19 protein-coding genes and 1 pseudogene are annotated in these 20,436 nt (G+C 41.7%); 11 read left to right on the top strand and 9 right to left on the bottom strand.

Annotated features, from left to right (window positions below; genetic code table 11):
- The first annotated feature begins 257 nt into the window (after positions 1-257).
- Both B3R63_RS01590 and rimI read left to right on the top strand, forming a co-directional pair.
- Complete coding sequence (locus B3R63_RS01590) at positions 258-1,133, top strand: metal-dependent hydrolase (protein WP_286728122.1); 876 nt, start codon at positions 258-260, stop codon at positions 1,131-1,133.
- A gap of 105 nt (positions 1,134-1,238) precedes the next feature.
- The gene (rimI, locus tag B3R63_RS01585) at positions 1,239-1,697 is read left to right on the top strand and encodes a ribosomal protein S18-alanine N-acetyltransferase (protein ID WP_005027502.1); all 459 of its coding nucleotides are present in this window, start codon (positions 1,239-1,241) and stop codon (positions 1,695-1,697) included.
- Positions 1,698-1,708: 11 nt separating this feature from the next.
- On the opposite strand, the gene B3R63_RS01580 is transcribed toward rimI, so the two are convergent.
- From B3R63_RS01580 to trxB, 3 genes are all read right to left on the bottom strand, one after another.
- Entirely contained in the window at positions 1,709-2,524 is an 816-nt protein-coding gene (locus B3R63_RS01580; protein ID WP_005406797.1) for an arginyltransferase, read from the bottom strand.
- Between the two features lie 19 nt (positions 2,525-2,543).
- Positions 2,544-3,275 (bottom strand): leucyl/phenylalanyl-tRNA--protein transferase, encoded by a 732-nt coding sequence (gene aat, locus B3R63_RS01575; protein ID WP_286728121.1) that lies wholly within the window; start codon positions 3,273-3,275, stop codon positions 2,544-2,546.
- Between the two features lie 127 nt (positions 3,276-3,402).
- On the bottom strand, positions 3,403-4,362 hold the full coding sequence (trxB, locus tag B3R63_RS01570) for a thioredoxin-disulfide reductase (protein ID WP_005018904.1): 960 nt from the start codon (positions 4,360-4,362) through the stop codon (positions 3,403-3,405).
- A 251-nt stretch (positions 4,363-4,613) separates the two neighbouring features.
- On the opposite strand from trxB, the gene B3R63_RS01565 reads away from it, so the two are divergent.
- Positions 4,614-7,745, top strand: coding sequence for a DNA translocase FtsK (locus tag B3R63_RS01565; protein WP_286728120.1), 3,132 nt, complete (start codon positions 4,614-4,616; stop codon positions 7,743-7,745).
- A gap of 64 nt (positions 7,746-7,809) precedes the next feature.
- Here B3R63_RS01565 and B3R63_RS01560 read toward each other — a convergent pair whose 3' ends face one another.
- From B3R63_RS01560 to B3R63_RS01535, 6 genes are all read right to left on the bottom strand, one after another.
- The gene (locus tag B3R63_RS01560; protein WP_005018908.1) at positions 7,810-8,097 is read right to left on the bottom strand and encodes a PA4642 family protein; all 288 of its coding nucleotides are present in this window, start codon (positions 8,095-8,097) and stop codon (positions 7,810-7,812) included.
- 128 nt (positions 8,098-8,225) lie between these two features.
- A complete protein-coding gene (gene minE, locus B3R63_RS01555; RefSeq protein ID WP_005018909.1) occupies positions 8,226-8,498 on the bottom strand; it encodes a cell division topological specificity factor MinE in 273 nt (90 codons plus the stop codon).
- 2 nt (positions 8,499-8,500) lie between these two features.
- On the bottom strand, positions 8,501-9,313 hold the full coding sequence (minD, locus tag B3R63_RS01550; protein WP_005018911.1) for a septum site-determining protein MinD: 813 nt from the start codon (positions 9,311-9,313) through the stop codon (positions 8,501-8,503).
- A 60-nt stretch (positions 9,314-9,373) separates the two neighbouring features.
- On the bottom strand, positions 9,374-10,075 hold the full coding sequence (gene minC / locus B3R63_RS01545; RefSeq protein ID WP_286728119.1) for a septum site-determining protein MinC: 702 nt from the start codon (positions 10,073-10,075) through the stop codon (positions 9,374-9,376).
- A gap of 120 nt (positions 10,076-10,195) precedes the next feature.
- Entirely contained in the window at positions 10,196-11,245 is a 1,050-nt protein-coding gene (locus tag B3R63_RS01540) for a hypothetical protein (RefSeq protein WP_005018915.1), read from the bottom strand.
- Between the two features lie 35 nt (positions 11,246-11,280).
- A complete protein-coding gene (locus B3R63_RS01535) occupies positions 11,281-12,195 on the bottom strand; it encodes an acyltransferase (RefSeq protein WP_005018916.1) in 915 nt (304 codons plus the stop codon).
- Between the two features lie 240 nt (positions 12,196-12,435).
- Here B3R63_RS01535 and B3R63_RS01530 point away from each other — a divergent pair, with 240 nt between their 5' ends.
- The 8 genes and pseudogenes from B3R63_RS01530 to B3R63_RS01495 form a co-directional block, all read left to right on the top strand.
- Positions 12,436-13,065, top strand: coding sequence for an OmpA family protein (locus tag B3R63_RS01530; protein ID WP_005018918.1), 630 nt, complete (start codon positions 12,436-12,438; stop codon positions 13,063-13,065).
- A gap of 125 nt (positions 13,066-13,190) precedes the next feature.
- On the top strand, positions 13,191-15,230 hold the full coding sequence (locus B3R63_RS01525) for a UvrD-helicase domain-containing protein (RefSeq protein WP_286728117.1): 2,040 nt from the start codon (positions 13,191-13,193) through the stop codon (positions 15,228-15,230).
- A 39-nt stretch (positions 15,231-15,269) separates the two neighbouring features.
- Positions 15,270-15,722 (top strand): dUTP diphosphatase, encoded by a 453-nt coding sequence (gene dut / locus B3R63_RS01520; RefSeq protein WP_286728115.1) that lies wholly within the window; start codon positions 15,270-15,272, stop codon positions 15,720-15,722.
- Between the two features lie 219 nt (positions 15,723-15,941).
- Entirely contained in the window at positions 15,942-17,366 is a 1,425-nt protein-coding gene (locus tag B3R63_RS01515) for a phosphomannomutase/phosphoglucomutase (protein ID WP_286728114.1), read from the top strand.
- Between the two features lie 10 nt (positions 17,367-17,376).
- Positions 17,377-18,297 (top strand): acetylglutamate kinase, encoded by a 921-nt coding sequence (gene argB / locus B3R63_RS01510; RefSeq protein ID WP_286728113.1) that lies wholly within the window; start codon positions 17,377-17,379, stop codon positions 18,295-18,297.
- 143 nt (positions 18,298-18,440) lie between these two features.
- Complete coding sequence (locus B3R63_RS01505; RefSeq protein ID WP_286728112.1) at positions 18,441-19,289, top strand: class II glutamine amidotransferase; 849 nt, start codon at positions 18,441-18,443, stop codon at positions 19,287-19,289.
- Positions 19,290-19,573: 284 nt separating this feature from the next.
- Positions 19,574-20,020 (top strand): bacteriohemerythrin, encoded by a 447-nt coding sequence (locus B3R63_RS01500; protein ID WP_286728111.1) that lies wholly within the window; start codon positions 19,574-19,576, stop codon positions 20,018-20,020.
- A 150-nt stretch (positions 20,021-20,170) separates the two neighbouring features.
- A pseudogene (locus B3R63_RS01495) lies at positions 20,171-20,436 on the top strand (hypothetical protein); the annotation flags it as partial.

Raw genomic sequence — 20,436 nt, 5'->3', positions numbered from 1 at the left:
GTTGCGAAAGTAACTGCATAATCACTTTACTGTGTCAAAAAAAGCGCCCTTTTAGGGCGCTTTTTTTATTTATATAAATATACATTTAAATAGCTTTATAAAATTGTCAGACAAAAATAAATATCAGCTGTCCTTAACTGATAATTCTATGTCCTTATCTGCCCTTATAGCACAATAAAAAAAACGTATGATAAGAAATAAGAAATCAAAAAATAAAAGCAAGCTAGCGAATTGCTCACTTGCGAGGAGTAACCCTAATGAATGCTAAAGTAAATATTTCAAATCGTGCCGGTGCTAGCTTTCCTGTACGTCGTATGGACTTTGAATTTAATCAGGTTCCACGTTACTGGGCGAGCGGTGATGCGGGTATAACCCATTTTATGACAGCTTTATCTGCACTGTTTCCAGAGGGTGAAAAATTTTTTGTAGATAGTACCCGTGCAGTGCGTCAAAACCCTAAACTTTCAGATCCAGAACTTCAAAAAGAGATTAGTGCTTTTATCGGGCAAGAAGCTATGCATTCTAAGGAGCATCTTGCCTTTAATGCTTCTGCTCAGGCTTATGGTTATGATGTACGTAAAATGGAAGAGCAGACAGGGCAAGTACTCAAAGTAGGTACGGAAGTTGTATACCGTCTGATGAAACCGTTCGGTTACACCAAGGAAATGGTTGATTTAACAGGTACATGTGCTCTTGAACATTTTACTGCCACTATTGCGGCTGAGCTGTTGCAGAATGCAGATGTGCAGGCCTTATTTAATGATGAGACCATGTATAAACTCTGGATGTGGCATGCCATAGAGGAAAATGAGCATAAAGCTGTAGCCTTTGATGTTTATACAGCAATGTATGGGCAAGGGCCTAAGGCTTATTTTATGCGCTCTTCGGCGCTAATCATTGCCTTAACGCTGATTTTCTTTACACAGTCATATTTTACTGTGCGTCTCTTAAGCGCAGATAAAAAACTAACCTGGAAAGATACCAGATATATGCTGAAATTTATGTATGGCCGTAAGGGTTTTATAACTCGACAAATTCCTAAACTGGCAGACTTTTTAAGACCAAAATTTCATCCAAATGATACAGATACCACAGCTCTTTTAGAAAAATGGCGTAATAAACTAGGTTTCTAAAAGTATATAAGAAAAGGGACAATTTAAATTGTCCTTTTTTATTCTCGATTTTTCATAAACAATTCTTATAATGCAAGTTGGATAGCTATAAAAGCCCTGTTGTATATGATCCGCTTAATGCAAAAATCTGACCTGCCTCAGGTGACTGAGATTGAAAAACAGGTTCAAACTCACCCGTGGTCTTTTCGATTATTCGAAGAGGCATTACAAAGTTATCTGTGTACTGTATACGAGCTGCAAGGTCAGGTTATCGGCTTCTGTATTCTACAGCCCGTTCTAGATGAAGCTAACCTGTTATTAATGGCTATTCATCCTTCCTGGCAAGGTAAAGGACTAGGTTATACCCTGCTTGAGCAATCAATTTCACTTTTAGAAAATATGCCTGTACAAATTTTTCTGGAAGTACGTGAAAGCAACACAGCTGCCATTGCACTTTATGAAAAGAGCGGCTTTCATCAAATTGATCAGCGACGTAATTATTATCCTGGACCGAATGGAGGACGTGAACATGCCATTATCATGGTCAAGTCTTGTAGTGAGGATTTCAGCCAGTTATTTCGCTAAGTCAAACTGATTTATTTAACAATCAGCTGATTCCAGCCCGAAGGAAGGGTGGTGAGGAGCGAATCACCCAGCGCATGAATCTCTTCAGCGTTTAAGGATCGGTTCAAATGCCGCCACTGTCCATCTAGTAAAATTTCTAATGGGGTATATTGGGATTTATAGTTCATTTTAGCTGAATGTGGTACCCAGTAACCGAGGTAAATGTAATCTAGACCTAGCATTTTTACATATTCAATCTGCTTTAAAATTGCAAATACTCCTAGGGAGCGACGGTTTTCATCAGGATCAAAAAAAGTATAAACCGCTGAAATACCATCATCCAGCGGATCACATGTAGAAACGCTGATGAGCTGTTCATCCTTCCACAGCTCAAGAAAGAAGCTTTCTGTACAGCTATGTACCAAGAATTTTTCAAACTGGTCTTGACTGGGTGGATACATGTCTCCATCAGCATGACGTGCCAAAATATAGCGCTCATACAGTGCATAATGCTGCCAGGTTGCATCACGGGTTGAAATAATATTCATGCGTAAATCCTGGTTACGCTTCCATGCTTTTTTCTGGCTGCTGTTCATTTGAAAAGCATTTACAGGGACCCGACAGGAAAGGCATTGCCGGCACAGATGGCATTCTGGACGATAGATAAAGTCGCCACTACGTCGGAAGCCTAGCCGAGAAAGTTCAGACAATGTTTCTACGTCAATACGATGAACAGGGTCCAGAAAGACCATGCGTGCAGATTTCTTTTCTAGATAACTACAGTCATGTGGTGGTGTAATATAGTACTGCAAGTCATTCAACAGGGACTTAGGGTGATAAGATTTCATACATGGTCCCTCATTATTATCATTCGCTCAGGCGGCTCTTAAGTGCAACTGTTTCACTTGAAAATACATGCTCCTGATACTTTTTCCAATCGATAGCAGGTTGAATAATTACATCTTGTAACGATTTAAGATAATCCTGCCGAGAAACTGTACAGGCACCCAAGCTAAGCAGATGTTCATTTACCAGCTGGCAGTCGACCCAAGGTAAATTATTCTCCTTTGCAATTAACATGAGGCTATAAAAAGCCATTTTTGAAACATCAGTGCGGGTACTGAACATCGATTCACCGAAACAGCCTTTGCCAATGGTGACCCCATACAGGCCTCCTACCAACTTTGTATCGTCCCAGACTTCAACACTATAACCAAAACCTGCATTGAACAGGTTGCAGTAGCCTTGGATAATTTGTTTGGAAATCCATGTCTCTTCACTATAGCTACGCGGTAGGGCACATGAGGAAATAACCTGTTCAAAGGCCTGATTGACCGTGATGTGATAGTCGTACTTTTTCATACTCCGTAGTAAAGATTTGCTCGGTTTATAATGTTCTGGATAAATTACACAGCGTGGTTCTGGTGACCACCAGCAAATAGGTTCACCTGCATTAAACCAGGGAAATAACCCATGTGTGTAAGCTTCTAATAAAGTAGATGGAGAGAGGTCAGCCCCAATACATATGAGGCCTTCGCCTTCAGGATCGGCTTCTATAGGATCAGGAAAAATATATTGAGAGGGGGGAAGCATGGTCATGATTCAGTCTGAAAAAATCACTTTAATTTATGGTAAGTAATTTCATACAGCCATACAAGCACAACTGTAAAACTGAAAATAAGAATAGCCGCACTGAGGCGGCTATTAAGAAAATAACTAAACTTTGTTAACTTTCTGGTGTTAAACCATCCAGGTATTTCTCTGCATCAAGTGCAGCCATACAGCCTGAACCCGCAGAGGTAATGGCCTGGCGATAAACATCATCTGCTACATCACCTGCTGCAAATACGCCTGGGATTGACGTTGCAGTCGCATTACCTGCTGTGCCACTTTGTACCTGAATATAGCCATTACGTAATTCAAGCTGACCCTCAAACATTGAGGTATTTGGTTTGTGGCCAATGGCAACAAATAAACCTTGAACATCAACATCACGTAGTGTGTCATCCTGAACAGATTTAAGTCTTACACCGGTTACTCCCGTATTGTCGCCCAGGACTTCTTCAACCTGATGGTTCCAGAGAATCGAAATTTTGCCTTCTTTCTCTTTTTCAAACAGGTGATCTTGTAAAATCTTTTCTGAACGCAGTTTGTCACGACGGTGTACAAGCGTAACATGTGAAGCGATATTTGATAAATACAATGCTTCTTCAACCGCAGTATTACCTCCACCTACTACCATAACTTTCTGGTTTTTGTAGAAGAAACCATCACAGGTTGCGCAGGCACTTACACCCTGGCCCATAAATTTGGCTTCGGATTCCAGACCAAGATACTGGGCAGTTGCGCCTGTTGCCACAATCAGGGCATCACAGGTGTACTCTTCCATATCACCCTTCAAAACAAAGGGACGAACATTTAAGTCCACTTCATTAATGTGGTCATAAATCATCTCAGTACCAAACCGCTCTGCATGAGCATGCATACGTTCCATTAAAGCTGGACCAGTCAGACCCTCAGGGTCACCTGGCCAGTTGTCTACTTCAGTGGTGGTCGTAAGCTGGCCACCCATCTGCATGCCTGCAATGAGTGTCGGTTTTAGGTTTGCACGTGCTGCATACACTGCTGCGCTATAACCGGCGGGACCCGAACCCAAAATAATTAACCGTGAGTGACGAATGCTCATTAAAGCTATCCTTTTTTATGTAGAATTGTTAAAAGTATACGTGAAACATCAGCAAAGTTGTGTTCAATCCATGTGGATAATCTTGATGATGGAAATCGGTTTGAGCTATATAAAATATGTTAACAACACAAATAAATAATGATGCATCATTTTAATGGGAACCGGTGCATAATATAAAGTTTTCTTCTTTGAAGAAAGCCTGACGGCTTCTATATAAGAACATCAATTGATAAATGGTTACGGGACAGTATATGACTGCGGTGTCAAATGTTTATGCACAGCGCTTATTAATGACATTATTCTTGGTTTCATTCGGGATTTACCTGTTTCTGGCAACAGTAACATATACACCGTTTGACCCCGGGTGGATGCATATTTCCAGTGATACCCAGCAAGTCTCTAATGCCAGTGGCGTAGCGGGTGCCTGGATTGCAGATTTGCTTTTTGGCTTTGTGGGATGGGCAAGTTTACTTATTCCCATCTACCTGTTTATTGAAGCTATCCAGCTCTGGTGGCCACGCAGTTTCCTGAACCGTCCGTTTCGTTATGCTGCCCAGTTTTTTTTAATCCTGACCACGTCCAGCCTTTTATATCTACACTGGAATTTACCTGCAGATACTCTGGAAAATGCCTCTGGTGGAATTATCGGTTATGAACTGGGAAGTAGTCTGGCACAGGTGTTAACAATTTATGGTGCTACTTTCTTTCTGATTGTATTTTGTCTAATTTTACTGACCTTGGCATTTGGTATTCAATGGAATAAAACCTGGGTTACGCTTAAGGCAACCCCTGCATATCTGCAAGATCTGTTTTACCGTAATGTACCTTCCAGTGAATCAGACTTTGACCGCACTGAACAGCAACCAATAAAAAAGCCGGTCGCGATCAGAACCAGAGAACCTGCACAAGAGCAGGTTTTAGCTTCAGAAATAAAGCAGCCAGCTAAGATAGCCTCTCAACCTTCAGCAGCAGACCTGCAAGCAGAGCGTCTATTTAACGATATGTTGGCAAAAGAGCAGATACAACATCAGATGCCTTCACTTGATCCTGAAGATGAAGCAGAGTTTGAACGTACTTTAGAAAAAGCCCATCAGTTACAGCAGGACAGCCAGCGTGTGGTCGCAACCGGTGAAGTATGGCGTGCTTTACAACATGATGATAATCATGACCGTGATATTGATGCCCTGTTAAAAGCTGCCGAAGATGACAAACCGGTTACACCACATGATCATCTGCAACAAGTGGTAGTGGCTCAGGAAGAAAGACAGCCTGAATCCCGTTCTCCTGCGTATCAGCCTCAAACACCACATGATGACGAGATATTGGACTGGAATGATGACCAGATTTTTGATGAGCTGTTAGCTGCTGTACCGCCAACTAAAACGGCAACAGATGTACATACACCTTTTAACAGTAAAAATATATCGGATGGACAAGGCTCATCTGCTGCATCAGCTACTGTATCCAGTGTGACAGCCAGTGTTTCTGGGGCAGCAAGCACTACGAGAGTTCAATCTGCACTGATGAGACAGTCCATGCAGAATAACGGCAGTGATGTTGCTGAGCTTGAGGAGCTGGTTGATTTTCTGGTGGAAGATGAAGATCACTTTAAAGATCAGCCTGTGAGAACAACAAGCAGTTATGCTCAGTCTACACCCTTTGTAAAAGCAGAGATTAAAACTCAGTTTAATGCACCAGAGCGTGAAACAGAGATTGAGCAACATCTAGATGAGCGTAAAATTCTTGCCAAAGATAAAGAAGCCTTTATTGAGGCTTGGCATGAAACGGCTGGTAAACCTCAAGAAATTGAAGAAGAATTTGATCTTGATGCGCCATTAACTGACCGGGCCGGGCGGCCGATGTCACGTGCCATGCAAGTGGTACACAAGCGTCGTGATCTATCAACTTTGCCTCCAGTTGACATTCTAGATCCGGTAGACCCGAACAAGAAAGTAAACTTTACTGCTGAGCAGTTGGCACGCCTGTCAGAACTGCTAGAAATCAAGTTGCAGGAGTTTAATGTTAAAGCCAAGGTGGTTGAGGCTCAGCCAGGGCCGGTAGTCACCCGTTTTGAACTGGATCTGGCGCCTGGGGTAAAAGCTTCTAAAGTAACCAATATCTCCCGTGACCTGGCTCGCTCAATGTCCATGGCTTCGGTGCGTGTAGTAGAAGTTATACCAGGCAAACCTTATATTGGAATCGAAGTACCGAACAGTAGCCGTGAAATGGTACGTTTAACCGAGCTACTGGAAACACCAGCATATCGCGACCCGAATGGTCTTATCTCAATGGCTATGGGTAAGGATATTTCAGGTAATCCGGTTTTGACTGATCTTGCCAAGGCACCTCACATGCTGGTGGCAGGGACTACCGGTTCGGGTAAGTCAGTCGCTGTAAATGCCATGATTCTTTCCATGCTGCTCAAATATACCCCCGATCAGTTGCGTTTAATTCTGATTGATCCGAAGCAATTAGAACTGGCTAACTATAATGATATTCCTCACCTTTTAACGCCTGTAGTGACTGATATGAAAGATGCGGTCAGTGCACTAAACTGGTGTGTTAATGAAATGGAACGTCGTTACAAGCTGATGTCCTTCATGAAAATCCGTAAGATTACTGATTATAACCGTAAGGTCGAAGAAGCAATTGCGAACGGTGAGGATCTGATTGATCCGACATGGAAACCCGGTGATTCTGCAACCCAAGAGCGTGCTCCACGCTTAACTCCTTTACCTATGATTGTGATCGTGGCTGATGAATTTGCAGATATGATTATGCAGGTGGGTAAAAAAGCAGAAGAAATGATTACTCGTCTCGCGCAAAAATCACGTGCTGCTGGTATTCATTTATTGCTTGCAACTCAGCGCCCTTCTGTGGATGTCATTACCGGCCTGATTAAAGCCAATATTCCAACCCGTGTGGCATTACGTGTTAACAGCAAAATTGACTCCCGTACTATTTTAGATGCAGGTGGGGCAGAGGACTTGTTAGGGCACGGTGATATGTTGTTCTTGGGGCCAGGTAAAATTGAACCCGAACGTGTACATGGCGCCTTCATTTCTGATGATGAAGTTAACCGTATTTGTGATGCATGGCGCGAACGTGGTGATCCTGATTACATTGACGAGATATTGACACCGTTTGATGAAGAACCAAGCTCACGTGGTTTCGAGGATGGTGGAGAAGGCGGTTCCGACCGGGATATGCTTTACGACCAGTGTGTCGCATTTGTACTGGAAACCCGTAAAGCTTCTACCTCTTCTCTCCAGCGTAAATTTAGCTTGGGTTATAACCGTGCTGCGCGCATTATTGATCAGATGGAAGAAAATGGTATTGTAAGTGCGATGGGTGCAAATGGTAAGCGTGAAATTTTAGTATAAAAGGTCTTTAAATAAAAAACCTGCTTCAAGCAGGTTTTTTATTATTTCGGTTATAAAGCTGTTTTTAAGCAAATTTAGCCAGAACTTCTAGAAATGGAGCACTTTGGCGCGGAAATTCAGCAATCACTTCATGAATACGTTGTCCCTGAGGATTAGTAGCATTTAGATCTCGGCCATCAGCAATAAACTTGTTCAGCAAACGTTCATAATCACTTGGACGCATATGCTTGAATGCATGATAGAGAACATGAAAGTCAGCATTTATGCCTTCAGGAGGAAGCTGATTCAAATAGCCAAACACACGTTCATCTGACCATTCTTCATTGAATGTTGCTGGCTGTGACAATGCCATCACGATCTCCTCAGTATTCAAAACAAAATTAAAAAAGCAAAATACTTGCAGCAGGAGAAAGTGATACTTTCCATGCGCTGCTGCATATTTTGCCTTGATTTAATTCGGTTGCCTAATCAGTAATGAGATTAACGTTCTTCAGGCAAATTGATATTCATTTCCAGCATTTCGATGTTCGCTTCAGAACGAACAGACATCTGAATATGCTGCTCATCTACACCGCGTACATAACGGTTGACCACCTGCATAATTTCTTTTTTCATCTGGTCTATTTTGTCTTGGCTTAGACGTCTACCTAAACCCTGTTCAGAGGCCACGATGACTTTCAGTCGGTCTTTAGCTGTTTTAGCACTTGATGGTTTTTCATCACCACTAAAAAGCTTACTCCAGAATCCTGCCATAATTATGCTCCAAATAGTCGTGCTAACCAGCCCTTCGGTTTCACAGTAATGTGACGATAAGGACGTTCTTCACCAAGGAAGCGCGCAACCAGGTCATCATAAGCCTGTCCGGCACTGGTTTCAGTATATAGAATAACCGGTTTACCTTCGTTTGATGCCTGAAGTACAGTTGGACATTCTGGAATCACCCCTAAAGTCGGGACACGTAAAATATCTTTTGAAATATCATCAATTGATAACATTTCCTGACGGTCTGCACGTTCTGGATTAAAACGAGTGATACACAGATGCTTGCGTACACGGCCCTCATTTTGTTCTACTTTTTTAGTCTTGCTGTCCAGCATGCCAATAATGCGATCTGAGTCTCGCACAGAAGAGATTTCAGGGTTGGTTACGATAATCGCTTCATCAGCATGATACATGGCCAAGATAGCACCACGTTCAATACCGGCTGGTGAATCACAGATAATATAGTCAAACTCTTGTGAGAGCTCATCTATAATCCGGGCAACACCCTCATCTGTTAATGCATCCTTATCACGGGTCTGTGATGCCGGTAAAATATAAAGATTTTCAATATCTTTATCACGGATCAAAGCTTGTTGTAAACGGGCTTCATTATTTAAAACATTGACAAAGTCATAAACCACGCGGCGTTCACAACCCATGATCAAATCCAGGTTACGTAAGCCTACGTCAAAATCAATAACGACGGTTTTGTGACCACGTAGGGCTAAACCTGTTGCAAAAGATGCGCTTGTTGTAGTTTTACCCACTCCACCTTTGCCTGATGTTACGACAACAATTTTGGCCACCGAATCCACTCCTGTTATGGTCCATCCCCTTAAATGGGGCTTTTGGTGATAATTTATACCTTAAAATTCCAAGGCTTCAAATTCAAGCTCTTGGTCATCATTCAAGTAAATATGTACAGGTTTTTTGGCGACATGCTGCGGGATGTCGTCTGCTACACAGTATGTGCCTGCAATAGATACCAGTTCTGCCTCAAGGGAATGACAGAAAATTCTTGCAGAGGTATTGCCTCCTACGCCGGCAATGACTCTACCACGAACACTGCCATAAATATGTATATTTCCTGAAGCAATCACTTCAGAGCCGCTGTTGATTCCGGCCTTTAGAATAATATCGCCATGGTCTTGGACCAGACACTGCCCAGTGCGTAAAATCTCATCGTGATAAGAGGTAATATAACGAATACTGCCTGTTTTTTCAGCCTCGGTCTGTTGAGATACTGACGCTTCGACTACCTGTTCTTTGGTAGGCTTGATGCGCTGTAACGGGCGGTCAGAGGCGAGTACCGGGAACTGAATGGCGCGTGCCTGATCACCTAGGATGCCGTCAATTACAGCCATAGGCTGCAAATCTAGGCTGACGAGCAGCTGGATCAGTGCAATCAGTTCCTGCTCGACTGTACTGTCAAGAATAACCAGGGCACCCTGATAAGCATTTTCATCGAGTAGAGTGTTCAGTTGCTGGCGGATAGCATCATGATCATTGGTGTCAAAGGTTAACCGGGTAAAGTTAACCATTCTGCCTGTAACCCGTATATCAGCCATAATTATTCCTTAGAGGCTTTTAACTTAAAGTTTGCCAAAGTCATGTTATTAAATAGAGCAAATCCTAGACTAAAATGCATGAATTCTCTAGCCGAAGTACAAATATTTTGACCGAGATGTTTATTCTTTGGCTACTTTGCTCTCGGCCAGAATCTGTTGCCATTGTTTAATTTTTACTTGTTTACGGATGGATTCTAAACTTTCAAATACTGCTGATTCAACTAATTGCTCAAGTGCCTGATTATTTATATTTAACTGGCTGGCTCTTTGTGCGATCAGCATATAGGTCGAGTTTGGCTGATCCAGTGTTCCATCTACCAGCGGATCAATTAAACCATAAGTAATATTTTCACCCAAGCGTTGGCCGATACTCTGTATCTGCTGTTCAATACGGCTGCCTACAATCGGTATCAGGCGTAGCAGTTGGGTGAGCTCCGGCGTTTCTTCGATGGCCCGGTTAACAATCAGGCCAACCTCTTTTGAGAGCTGATTCTGATGTTCTTTTAAGGCCAGAGCTAATGATTCCTGTAATACCTGAGCCAGAGCTGCCGCAAAAAGGTCCCGATGATGATCGACCAGATCATGGATCAGCTTTTTATGGGTAGTACTGGTGACCAGTTCACGATGTACACCATCTAGTATGGTTAAGACTACACGACTGGAAAGTTCTTCCATTACCACGTGATAATAGAACAGCGCACGCTTATAAATGCTTTCAGGAATAACCTGATAACCCAGTTCATTTAAACGGTAAGCGATTACCCCGGCGCGCAGTAATCTTAAAAAACGTAATTGTGGAATGATGGCAAGTAATTCATACCAATGTATAAAAGGAAAAAAGAACCAGCGTGGGTGATGTTTATAAATAATGGCAATCAGCCAGCGTACCAGAAGCTCTACCACCAGAAAGCTGGTAAACCAGCCTTCTGTTTTAATCACCCAAGGACGCAATTCAGTCTTATAAAACTGAAGGGCTTCAGGCACACGGATAAACTCAAACAGCCATTCTCCGAAGTCACTCATTAAAATGGCATTACCACTTAAACAGACCAGATTGATGACAATTAGTACCATCATGAATACGTCATAAACCAGAAACAATTTCCAGGCTAACGTATCATGTCGCACTGGAATAAAACTGGTTCTCGCTTTGACGGGCTCTTCTTGCATACAGGTCCTTAATGATTGTTCAGAGTATAGAAAAACTAGGCATATTTTTGCTGTATGGATTCAATTAACTGATCTTTTTCAGTCCAGATCTGATGTACCCAGGCTTGAAAGCGTTTACGGTATTCTTCATCTTCTTCGTAATTGCCGCCTTTAACCCAAGCAGGTATTTCAATTTTACGCAGGTTTACTGCAATCCGGCTTACGTCACCTAACCAGAAATCTCCATAGCCTGGGACACCATCCGGATAAACAATAGTCATATCCACTAGCGCATCAATATTATCTTCTAAGATATTCAATGCTAATGCCAGTCCACCAGCCTTAGGTTTAAGCAAATGCTTATAAGGTGATTTCTGCTGGTCATGTTTTTCTTGGGTAAAACGTGTCCCTTCCAGATAATTGAGCAGGGTATAAGGCTGACTTACCAGTTGCTGGCAGGCCTTGCGTGCTTCTTCCAAATCACGGGTTTTTAAATCAGGATTCTTTGCGATCTGCTCTTTGCTGTGCCGCTTCATCATCGGAAAACCTAAAATTTTAAAAGCCTGGCCGACAAAAGGAATAAAGATCAGTTCCCATTTGGTAAAAAAACGGGTTAGAGGCATACGGGTCAGACCAAAGTACTGATTCACTGTAGTGTCTACCCAGCTCTGATGGTTGCAGGTCATTAGATAACGACCTTGCATGCTTAAATCGAGATTTTCATCAATGGTAATATCCCATTTTAAATCAGAAAGTACATGCTCAATTAACCAGTTATTGACTGCTAACCAGCGGTTCGTAATCTCAATATTCGTTTCATCAATTTTACGCGAGTTTTTGATCAGCTTTGTTAACCCGAGCGCCAGCACAGGTGGTCCGTGCAGGAAAGTACTTCCTGTAATTACCGAGCCTACGGTCAGTCCACGTGTAATTTTTTTTAGTAAAGCTTGTTTCTTGTTTTGGGATGACATAGAAAGGTCCTGTTACCTGAACCCTGTCATCCTAAATGAAGCAATTCATGAAATGAAGTATTTCATCAAAAAAACTCATGAAAAAGCGAGTATGAAGAAATTATGGGCCATGGCTTCCGAAAAATATCTAAAAGTATTACAAAATGTAAATAATCCATTATTTTTTAACAAAAAATCAATGTTATAAAATTTTTTTTTATTTCATTATCCTTTTAGACAACAAGGACAAGGAGGCATGCAATGCGTGCACTAATGATTTCAACTGTGGTAGGGGCAATGGCACTTTCGGGTTGCCAGAACATGGAATATGATAAAGCAGCAATTGGTACCGGTCTGGGTGCACTTGCGGGTTATGGTATTTCTAAGTCAAATGCAAACTCAAGTGCACAGAATAACCGTGCAGCAGCAATTGGTGCGGTGGTCGGTGCAGCTACAGGCGTGTATCTTGACAATAAAGAGAAAAAACTTCGTCAACAAATGGCAGGTACTGGGGTAGAAGTTAACCGTAACCCGGATGGTTCTGTTGGTCTGATTATGCCAGGCAACATTACATTTGATACCAATAAGTCTACGATCAAGCCAAACTTCTATACAACGCTTAATAAAGTAGCTCAAACCCTGACAGAAGATAACAAGAGTGCCATTTTGGTCACTGGTTATACTGACAGCACTGGTAATGATTCAATTAATATCCCATTATCTCAGGCACGTGCTCAGGCTGTAGCCAATTATCTGGCTGGTCAAGGCGTTCCACGTACCCGTATTAATGCTCAGGGTCTAGGTGCTTCTAACCCGATTGCATCAAATGCAACTGCTGAAGGCCGTGAACAAAACCGCCGTGTAGAAATTAGTATTTATGCAACCCAATAATTTAATTGGAATTGTATAAAAACCACCTTCGGGTGGTTTTTTTATGGCTATTTGGTACCCAATTAACATTAGGCATCTGAAACAGACCTGTCTATAATCATGCTCGGATCAGGAGAGGTAGTATTATGTCGTCGGCAAGTCAGTTAAATAACAAGCAACTTGAAGCTATGAAATACACTCAAGGACCCTTGTTAGTACTTGCAGGGGCAGGTTCAGGTAAAACTTCGGTAATTACCCGTAAAATTGCTTATTTAATCCAGCAGTGCCGAATACCGGCGCACCGCATTACAGCAATGACCTTTACTAACAAGGCTGCACGAGAAATGAAAGAGCGTGTCGGTAAATTGCTGTCACGTGAGGAAATTAAAGGACTTTCAGTTTCGACCTTTCACACTTTTGGCTTAAACATGTTGCGCCTTGAGCTGAAAAATACGCCTCTTAAAAACAACTTTTCTATTTTAGATGCAGATGATTGTAAACGCATACTGATGGATCTGATGCATCGTGACAATCTATCGGGTGCAGAAAGTAAAGAACTCATTGCGAAGGCAATGAAAAAAATCTCTGACTGGAAAAATGATCTGATTTTACCGGAACAGGCACATAGTACTTGTGAAACTCCAGAAGATGTACAGATGGCACATCTCTACCAGTTATATGAGCGCAACCTTCGTGCCTACAATGCTGTTGATTTTGATGACTTAATTGTGATGCCGACCCGCTTGTTGCAGGAAAATGCGGAAGTACGTGATAAATGGCAAAATCGGGTACGTTATCTGTTGGTCGATGAATATCAAGATACCAACACCGCACAGTATATTCTGGTTAAGCTGCTGGTAGGCGTGATGGGCCAGTTTACAGCTGTAGGTGATGATGACCAGTCAATTTACGCCTGGCGAGGGGCTAAACCTGAAAACATGGCATTATTACAGCAGGATTTTCCTAACCTAAAAGTAATCAAGCTTGAGCAGAATTATCGTTCGACCAGCCGTATCTTAAAATCTGCCAATGCGGTAATTGCCAATAATCCTCATATCTTTGATAAACAGCTCTGGAGTGATAAAGGCCACGGCGATGTGATCCGGGTCATTACCTGTCGTAATGACGATGATGAAGCAGAACGTGTTGTAAAGGATATTTTAACGCATAAACTGATGAATGCCCGCAGCTGGAAAGATTATGCAGTGCTGTACCGTGGTAACTTTCAGGCACGCGTTTTAGAAACCCAGCTTCGCCAGATGCAAATTCCCTATAAACTGTCGGGTGGCCAGTCTTTCTTTGCCCGTGCAGAGATCAAGGATATCATGAGTTATCTGCGCCTTATTATTAATCCAGAAGATGATAGTGCCTTCTTGCGTATTATTAATACACCCAAGCGTGCAATTGGACCGGTAACCTTAGAAAAACTTGGACTATTTGCACAAGATAACCATCTGTCTTTATTATCTGCAGCTGGAGATCAGCGGCTCACAATGGTCATTCCTAAAAAAGCTGTAACACAGTTGCATGAGTTTGCTGACTTTATTGGAAATTTTACCCGTGAATTGCTGGATGATGACGAACCGGTTCCTAAAATTCGCCAGATGATGAATGAAGCAGGTTATATCGACTATATCCGGGAACAGGCAGCTACACCTGCTCAAGAAAAAAGCAAGTTAGATAATATTGAAAGTCTCTACAGTAGTATTCAAAGTCTGATTAACCGGGCAGAAGATGTGGATGATAAAAATATTGAGAGTGTCATTCGTAAAATGGTTCTGCTCGACATGCTGGAGCAGCAACAGGAAGAGGAAGATATTGATAAAGTAAACTTGCTAACTCTTCACGCTGCTAAAGGGCTGGAATTTCCGTATGTCTACATGATTGGACTGGAAGAAGAATTATTACCCCATAAAAATTCGATTGCCAGTGAAACTATTGAGGAAGAGCGTCGCCTGATGTATGTGGGTATTACCCGTGCCCGTCAGGCTCTAACTCTAACTCTGGCAGAGCAGCGCAAGAATGGGGGACAAATGAAACAGATGATGCCAAGCCGCTTTCTGGATGAGTTGCCTCAAGATGAAGTTGAATGGTTAGGCCGCAAGAAAAAACTGGTTGCTAATGTAGACCCGAAAGAACAGGCACAGCAATATTTACAGAATCTCAAAGCTTTATTGAAACGTTAAGTCAGCCGGTCTGTACTCAACATAGAAATAGGAATACTTATGAAAGTTCAAATTAAAGTACTCGACACGCGTCTGGGTAATGAATGGCCTTTGCCAACTTATGCGACTTCTGGTTCTGCCGGACTGGATTTACGTGCCTGTCTGGATGAGGCGGTGCAAATTAAACCTGGTGAAACTATTCTGGTTAAAACTGGAATGGCGATTTATATTGAGGACCAAAATTTTGCGGGTCTAATTTTGCCACGTTCTGGACTGGGTCATAAGCATGGGATTGTACTGGGTAACCTGGTGGGCCTGATTGATTCAGATTATCAGGGCGAGCTTATGGTATCTGTCTGGAACCGTAGTCAGACAGTTTTCACACTGGAACCTGGTGAGCGCCTAGCTCAATATGTACTGGTTCCTGTAGTCCAGGCACAATTTGAACAGGTAAATGAATTTACTGCATCCGAGCGGGGAACTGGCGGTTTTGGCCATACCGGGCAGAAGTAAAATAACAGCTTATAAACAGAGAATAGCCTGTTTATAAGCTAATAAATTTTTTAAAAACAATTGATTAACATTTCTTGTTGAAACATTACTGAATCTATATTAAAAAATATTCTTTTTTTAGGTATACCTTATGCATTCTGATAATAACCCGCCTACTTTTTTATTCTGAATTTTTAGTTTTTATTTCCAAGGTAGGCGCCTTGAATAAAAGAATATAGTATGGAATTAAATCATTCTCCTTTTCCAAAAGCTATTTTTCGCGCATATGATATCCGTGGAAAACTTGCCTGTTTTACCCCGGCTGTGGTCCGGGCAACTGCACACGCCTTGGCAAAACAATTCAAAGAGGCTGGCCAGTCTGAACTGGTGATTGGTTATGATGCGCGATTGAGTAGTCCTTTCTATGCACAAATTCTGACTCAAGTATGTCGTGAAGAGGGGCTGAGCGTTACTGAAATTGGTTGCTGTTCCAGCCCGCAAATGTACTACTTAGCGCGCAATTATAGTGGAAACGGTATAATAGTGACCGCTAGCCATAATCCAAAAACCGATAACGGAATTAAATGGATTATTCAGGGTGAACCGCCGTGTCCAGATATGATCCAATCCATCGCAAGTACAGCAGAAAATTATTATCAGCCTTCTATATCTGATTCTATTTTAACCTTGCCACATCAGCATAAGGCCGAGTTCTGTAGCCTTTACCAGCAGGCAATTTTAAAAGATATTCACTTAAAACAACCGCTCAAGGTAGTACTGGATGCGTTGAATGGTTCAGCAGGAGAGTGTGCAGAAACCATTTTGAAGAAACTCGGCTGTGAAGTGATCGCTTTGCGCTGTAAGCCTGATGGTAATTTTCCAGATCATGCCCCAGACCCATCTCAGGCTGTTCATTTAAAACAGTTACAGGCAAATGTGATTGAACAGCAGGCCCATATTGGTATCGCACTGGACGGTGATGGGGACCGGGTGGTACTGGTCGATGAACAGGCAAATATTATTACTGCAGATCGTCTGCTTTCTTTATTTAGCCAGATGTGTCTGGAAAACCATCCCGGTCACGCAGTGGTATTCGATGTTAAATGTTCCAGCATGGTCCGTAATACGGTTCGAAACTTGGGTGGACATCCGCATATGATCCGGACAGGAAGCAGCTTTCTCAGAAAATATTTATCACAATCTGGGGGGGATGCTGTTTTTGGTGGAGAGTACGCTGGCCACTATGTATTTAATGATGGTCGTGGTTTTGGCTATGATGATGGCTTATATGCAGCGTTACGTGTCATTGAATATATGGGACATTTCCCAGAGAAAAAGTTATCAGAGTTGTTGGCGGTCTATCCTGAGCGCTGCTGTACCGAAGATACTTATATCAGTACACATCAGACCAATCCTAAAACCGTATTGGAGGATATCGAAATCCTGAGTCACCGTTTTGGTGCCCAACTGAGTAAGATTGATGGAATACGCCTTGATTTTAAAGATGGTTTTGGCATTATTCGAGCTTCCAATACTGGCGAGTACTTTACCGTACGTTTTGATGCGGACGACCGCCTGACGCTGGATAAAATCCGATATAAATTTGTTTCAATGTTAAGTGAACGATATCCTGAAATTGCACAGGATATCCTGGATGCTCAATAAGGAGAGGTGAATGCCACATCAGCAAACTAGTGCTGGCATCAATAAGGCTGAAATTCTGACCGAAGCGTTGCCGTATATTCAACATTTTGCCGGTAAAACGCTGGTGGTAAAATATGGTGGTAATGCCATGACTGATCCGGCACTGGAAAGCTCCTTTGCCCGTGACATTGTTCTGTTAAAAACAGTCGGTTTAAACCCGGTCGTTGTACATGGTGGAGGCCCGCAGGTCGATTCATTTCTAAAACAGTTAGGCCGCGAGTCTGAGCGTATAGATGGGATGCGCGTAACAGATTCTGCGACTATGGAAGTAGTCGAGATGGTGTTAGGTGGCAGTGTTAACAAATCTATTGTCAATCTGATTAACCAGCATGGTGGCCGTGCAATTGGTTTGACCGGCAAAGACGGTAATTTGCTTAAAGCTTGCAAACTTCTGATGGAAAAACAGGCAGAAGATGGCAGCATTCACCAAATTGATCTAGGACTGGTAGGGGAAGTCGTTGAAGTAAAAACCGATGTCATCGAAATGTTTACCCAGAGTGACTTTATTCCGGTAATTGCACCACTGGGTGTAGACGAGGAAGGTAATACCTACAATATCAATGCCGATCTGGTTGCAGGGAAGGTGGCTGAAGCTCTAGGTGCTGAAAAACTGGTACTGTTAACCAATATTGCCGGTGTACTGGATGAAAATAAAAAATTGCTAACAGGCCTTACCACACAGGAAGTTGATCATCTGATTGAAACAGGCGTGATCTATGGTGGCATGATTCCCAAAGTTGGCTGTGCACTTGATGCAGTCAAGGCAGGGGTAGTTAGTGCCCACATTGTTGATGGTCGCGTACCTCATGCAACCCTACTGGAAGTCTTTACTGATCATGGAGTTGGAACTTTGATTACTAATCGTGCCCATTTTGGTGCAAGCAGGTCATAACTGGACAGTTTAAAAAGTCACTTCGGTGACTTTTTTCTGTTTGCAAAAAATAAAACAGACATACACCAAGATTAAGATTTACAAGTTTAAGATGACTCATGCACAATAACTTCAAGATTTTATTAAGACCCTGATTAAAGATTATGTGTCAGCTTTTGGGAATGAATTGTGCAACTCCGACAGATATAACATTTTCTTTCCGCGGCTTTTCGCAGCGGGCTGGAGTAACTTCTGACCATTCAGACGGTTTTGGTATCGCTTTTTTTGAAGATAAGGCCTGCCGGCTATTTGTAGATAACCAGTCGGCAGTAGAATCGCCTATTGCTGAGCTTATCCGTAATTATCCTATCAAATCTCGAAATGTAATTGCCCATATCCGTAAAGCAACACAGGGTAAAATTACTTTAGAAAATTCACATCCATTTATACGTGAATTATGGGGGCGCCACTGGATTTTTGCCCATAATGGTGACTTGCATGAGTTTAATCCTCCATTGACTGGCCGCTTTACGCCGGTAGGAAATACTGACAGTGAATATGCATTCTGTTATTTGCTTGACCAGCTGGTTGAGCATTTTGGCTATAATGAGCCTACAATAGAACAGATATTCGCTGTACTAGAGGATGTTGCACCTAAAATTGCAGAGTACGGTACGTTCAATTATTGCCTTTCAAATGGTCAGGCATTATTTAGCTATGCCACCACCAAGCTGCACTGGCTGGTACGTGAATATCCGTTTCAACCTGCACAATTAATCGATTTAGATGTTGAAGTCGATTTTAGTCATGTGACTACACCAGAAGACCGGGTTGCAGTTATTACTACAGAACCTTTGACTCATAATGAGATCTGGACTGCATATCAACCAGGGGAAATGATTTTATTTCAGCATGGAAAACCGGTTAAATATGCTTTTACACATATTGAACGACTCATTCGGGAAGCTAAAAATCCTGAATTAAAGCGAGTCACTAAAGCTGATCAATATTAAAATATAAGTTATTATAAAATAATAGATTTATTATATGGTCCTTAATATATAAAATATAGAAAAGCTTGTATTAATAAAATATTGAAAATTAAATATAATACAAATTGGTTAAAAAATAACTTACTCTTTTGGTCTGGTTAAAATATTTTTTATATCAAAAATAATAGTTTGAATAATAAATATGGAAATTATATTAAAACCAACCAAATTACTTCATTTTTATTTTGTTTTTTTACCGATATGATTCTCTCAGTACTTAATTGATTATAGCTGGGGCGGACGTAATGAAAATGAAATGGAGTCCAGAGTATAATACTGGTATCGATGTAATTGACGATCAACACAAGCGGATTCTGGATTATATTAACCAGATTGACCAGAATACAGATCGTCATCATACGAAACAGATTCTTGATGATATTATTGATTACACCCAGTCACATTTTACTTTTGAAGAGAGCTTGCAAGAAGAAGCCGGTTATAAATATCGTGTACCTCATAAACGTGTACACGATCTGTTTATTAAAAAGATTGAACTTTACCGTCAACAGTTTGAACAAGGGGTGTCTATTGAACATGAGTTACATGAAATCCTTTCAAAATGGTTAATTAACCATATTCAGCATGATGATGCTGATTATGTTGGCGCTGTAAAAGAAAATATGATGGGCATCCTGAAAGAGAAAGAAAAGAAAAAGGGAAAAAATTGGTTTGCTCGTTTCTTTTCATAAGAAAACTGACATAAGAATAACAAGGAATAAGTAAATAAAAAATTAGCGCTGCAAATCATCTTTCGGGGTGGTTTGCATTTTTTATTTGAGTCTTTGATTTTCGTTCATGAGAAAGGCAAAATATCGGCAGACTCATTCAAGGAACGCATCATGCAGGACAATTCTATGTCACGATGGTTATCGCCGCTGATGGCATTTTGTTTAACCTTTATTATTATTGCGACGCTTGCCCCGGTGGTGGGGATTCAATTCGAGCGACAGTTTGATTTTTGGTTGCTCTGGTTAGGAACGATGCTATTTTTAGCCTTACCGATTACTTATCTGGAAATTGCACTCGCTAAACGTTCCAAAACTACCGCATTAAATGCTTTATCTGGGCTGACCCGCGATGCAGATGCCTCAGCACGCTGGCGTCT

It is taken from the genome of Acinetobacter sp. UBA1297 (assembly GCF_002307755.1).
Classification (GTDB): Bacteria; Pseudomonadota; Gammaproteobacteria; order Pseudomonadales; family Moraxellaceae; genus Acinetobacter; species Acinetobacter radioresistens.
This window is presented reverse-complemented; position numbering and strand designations above follow the sequence as displayed.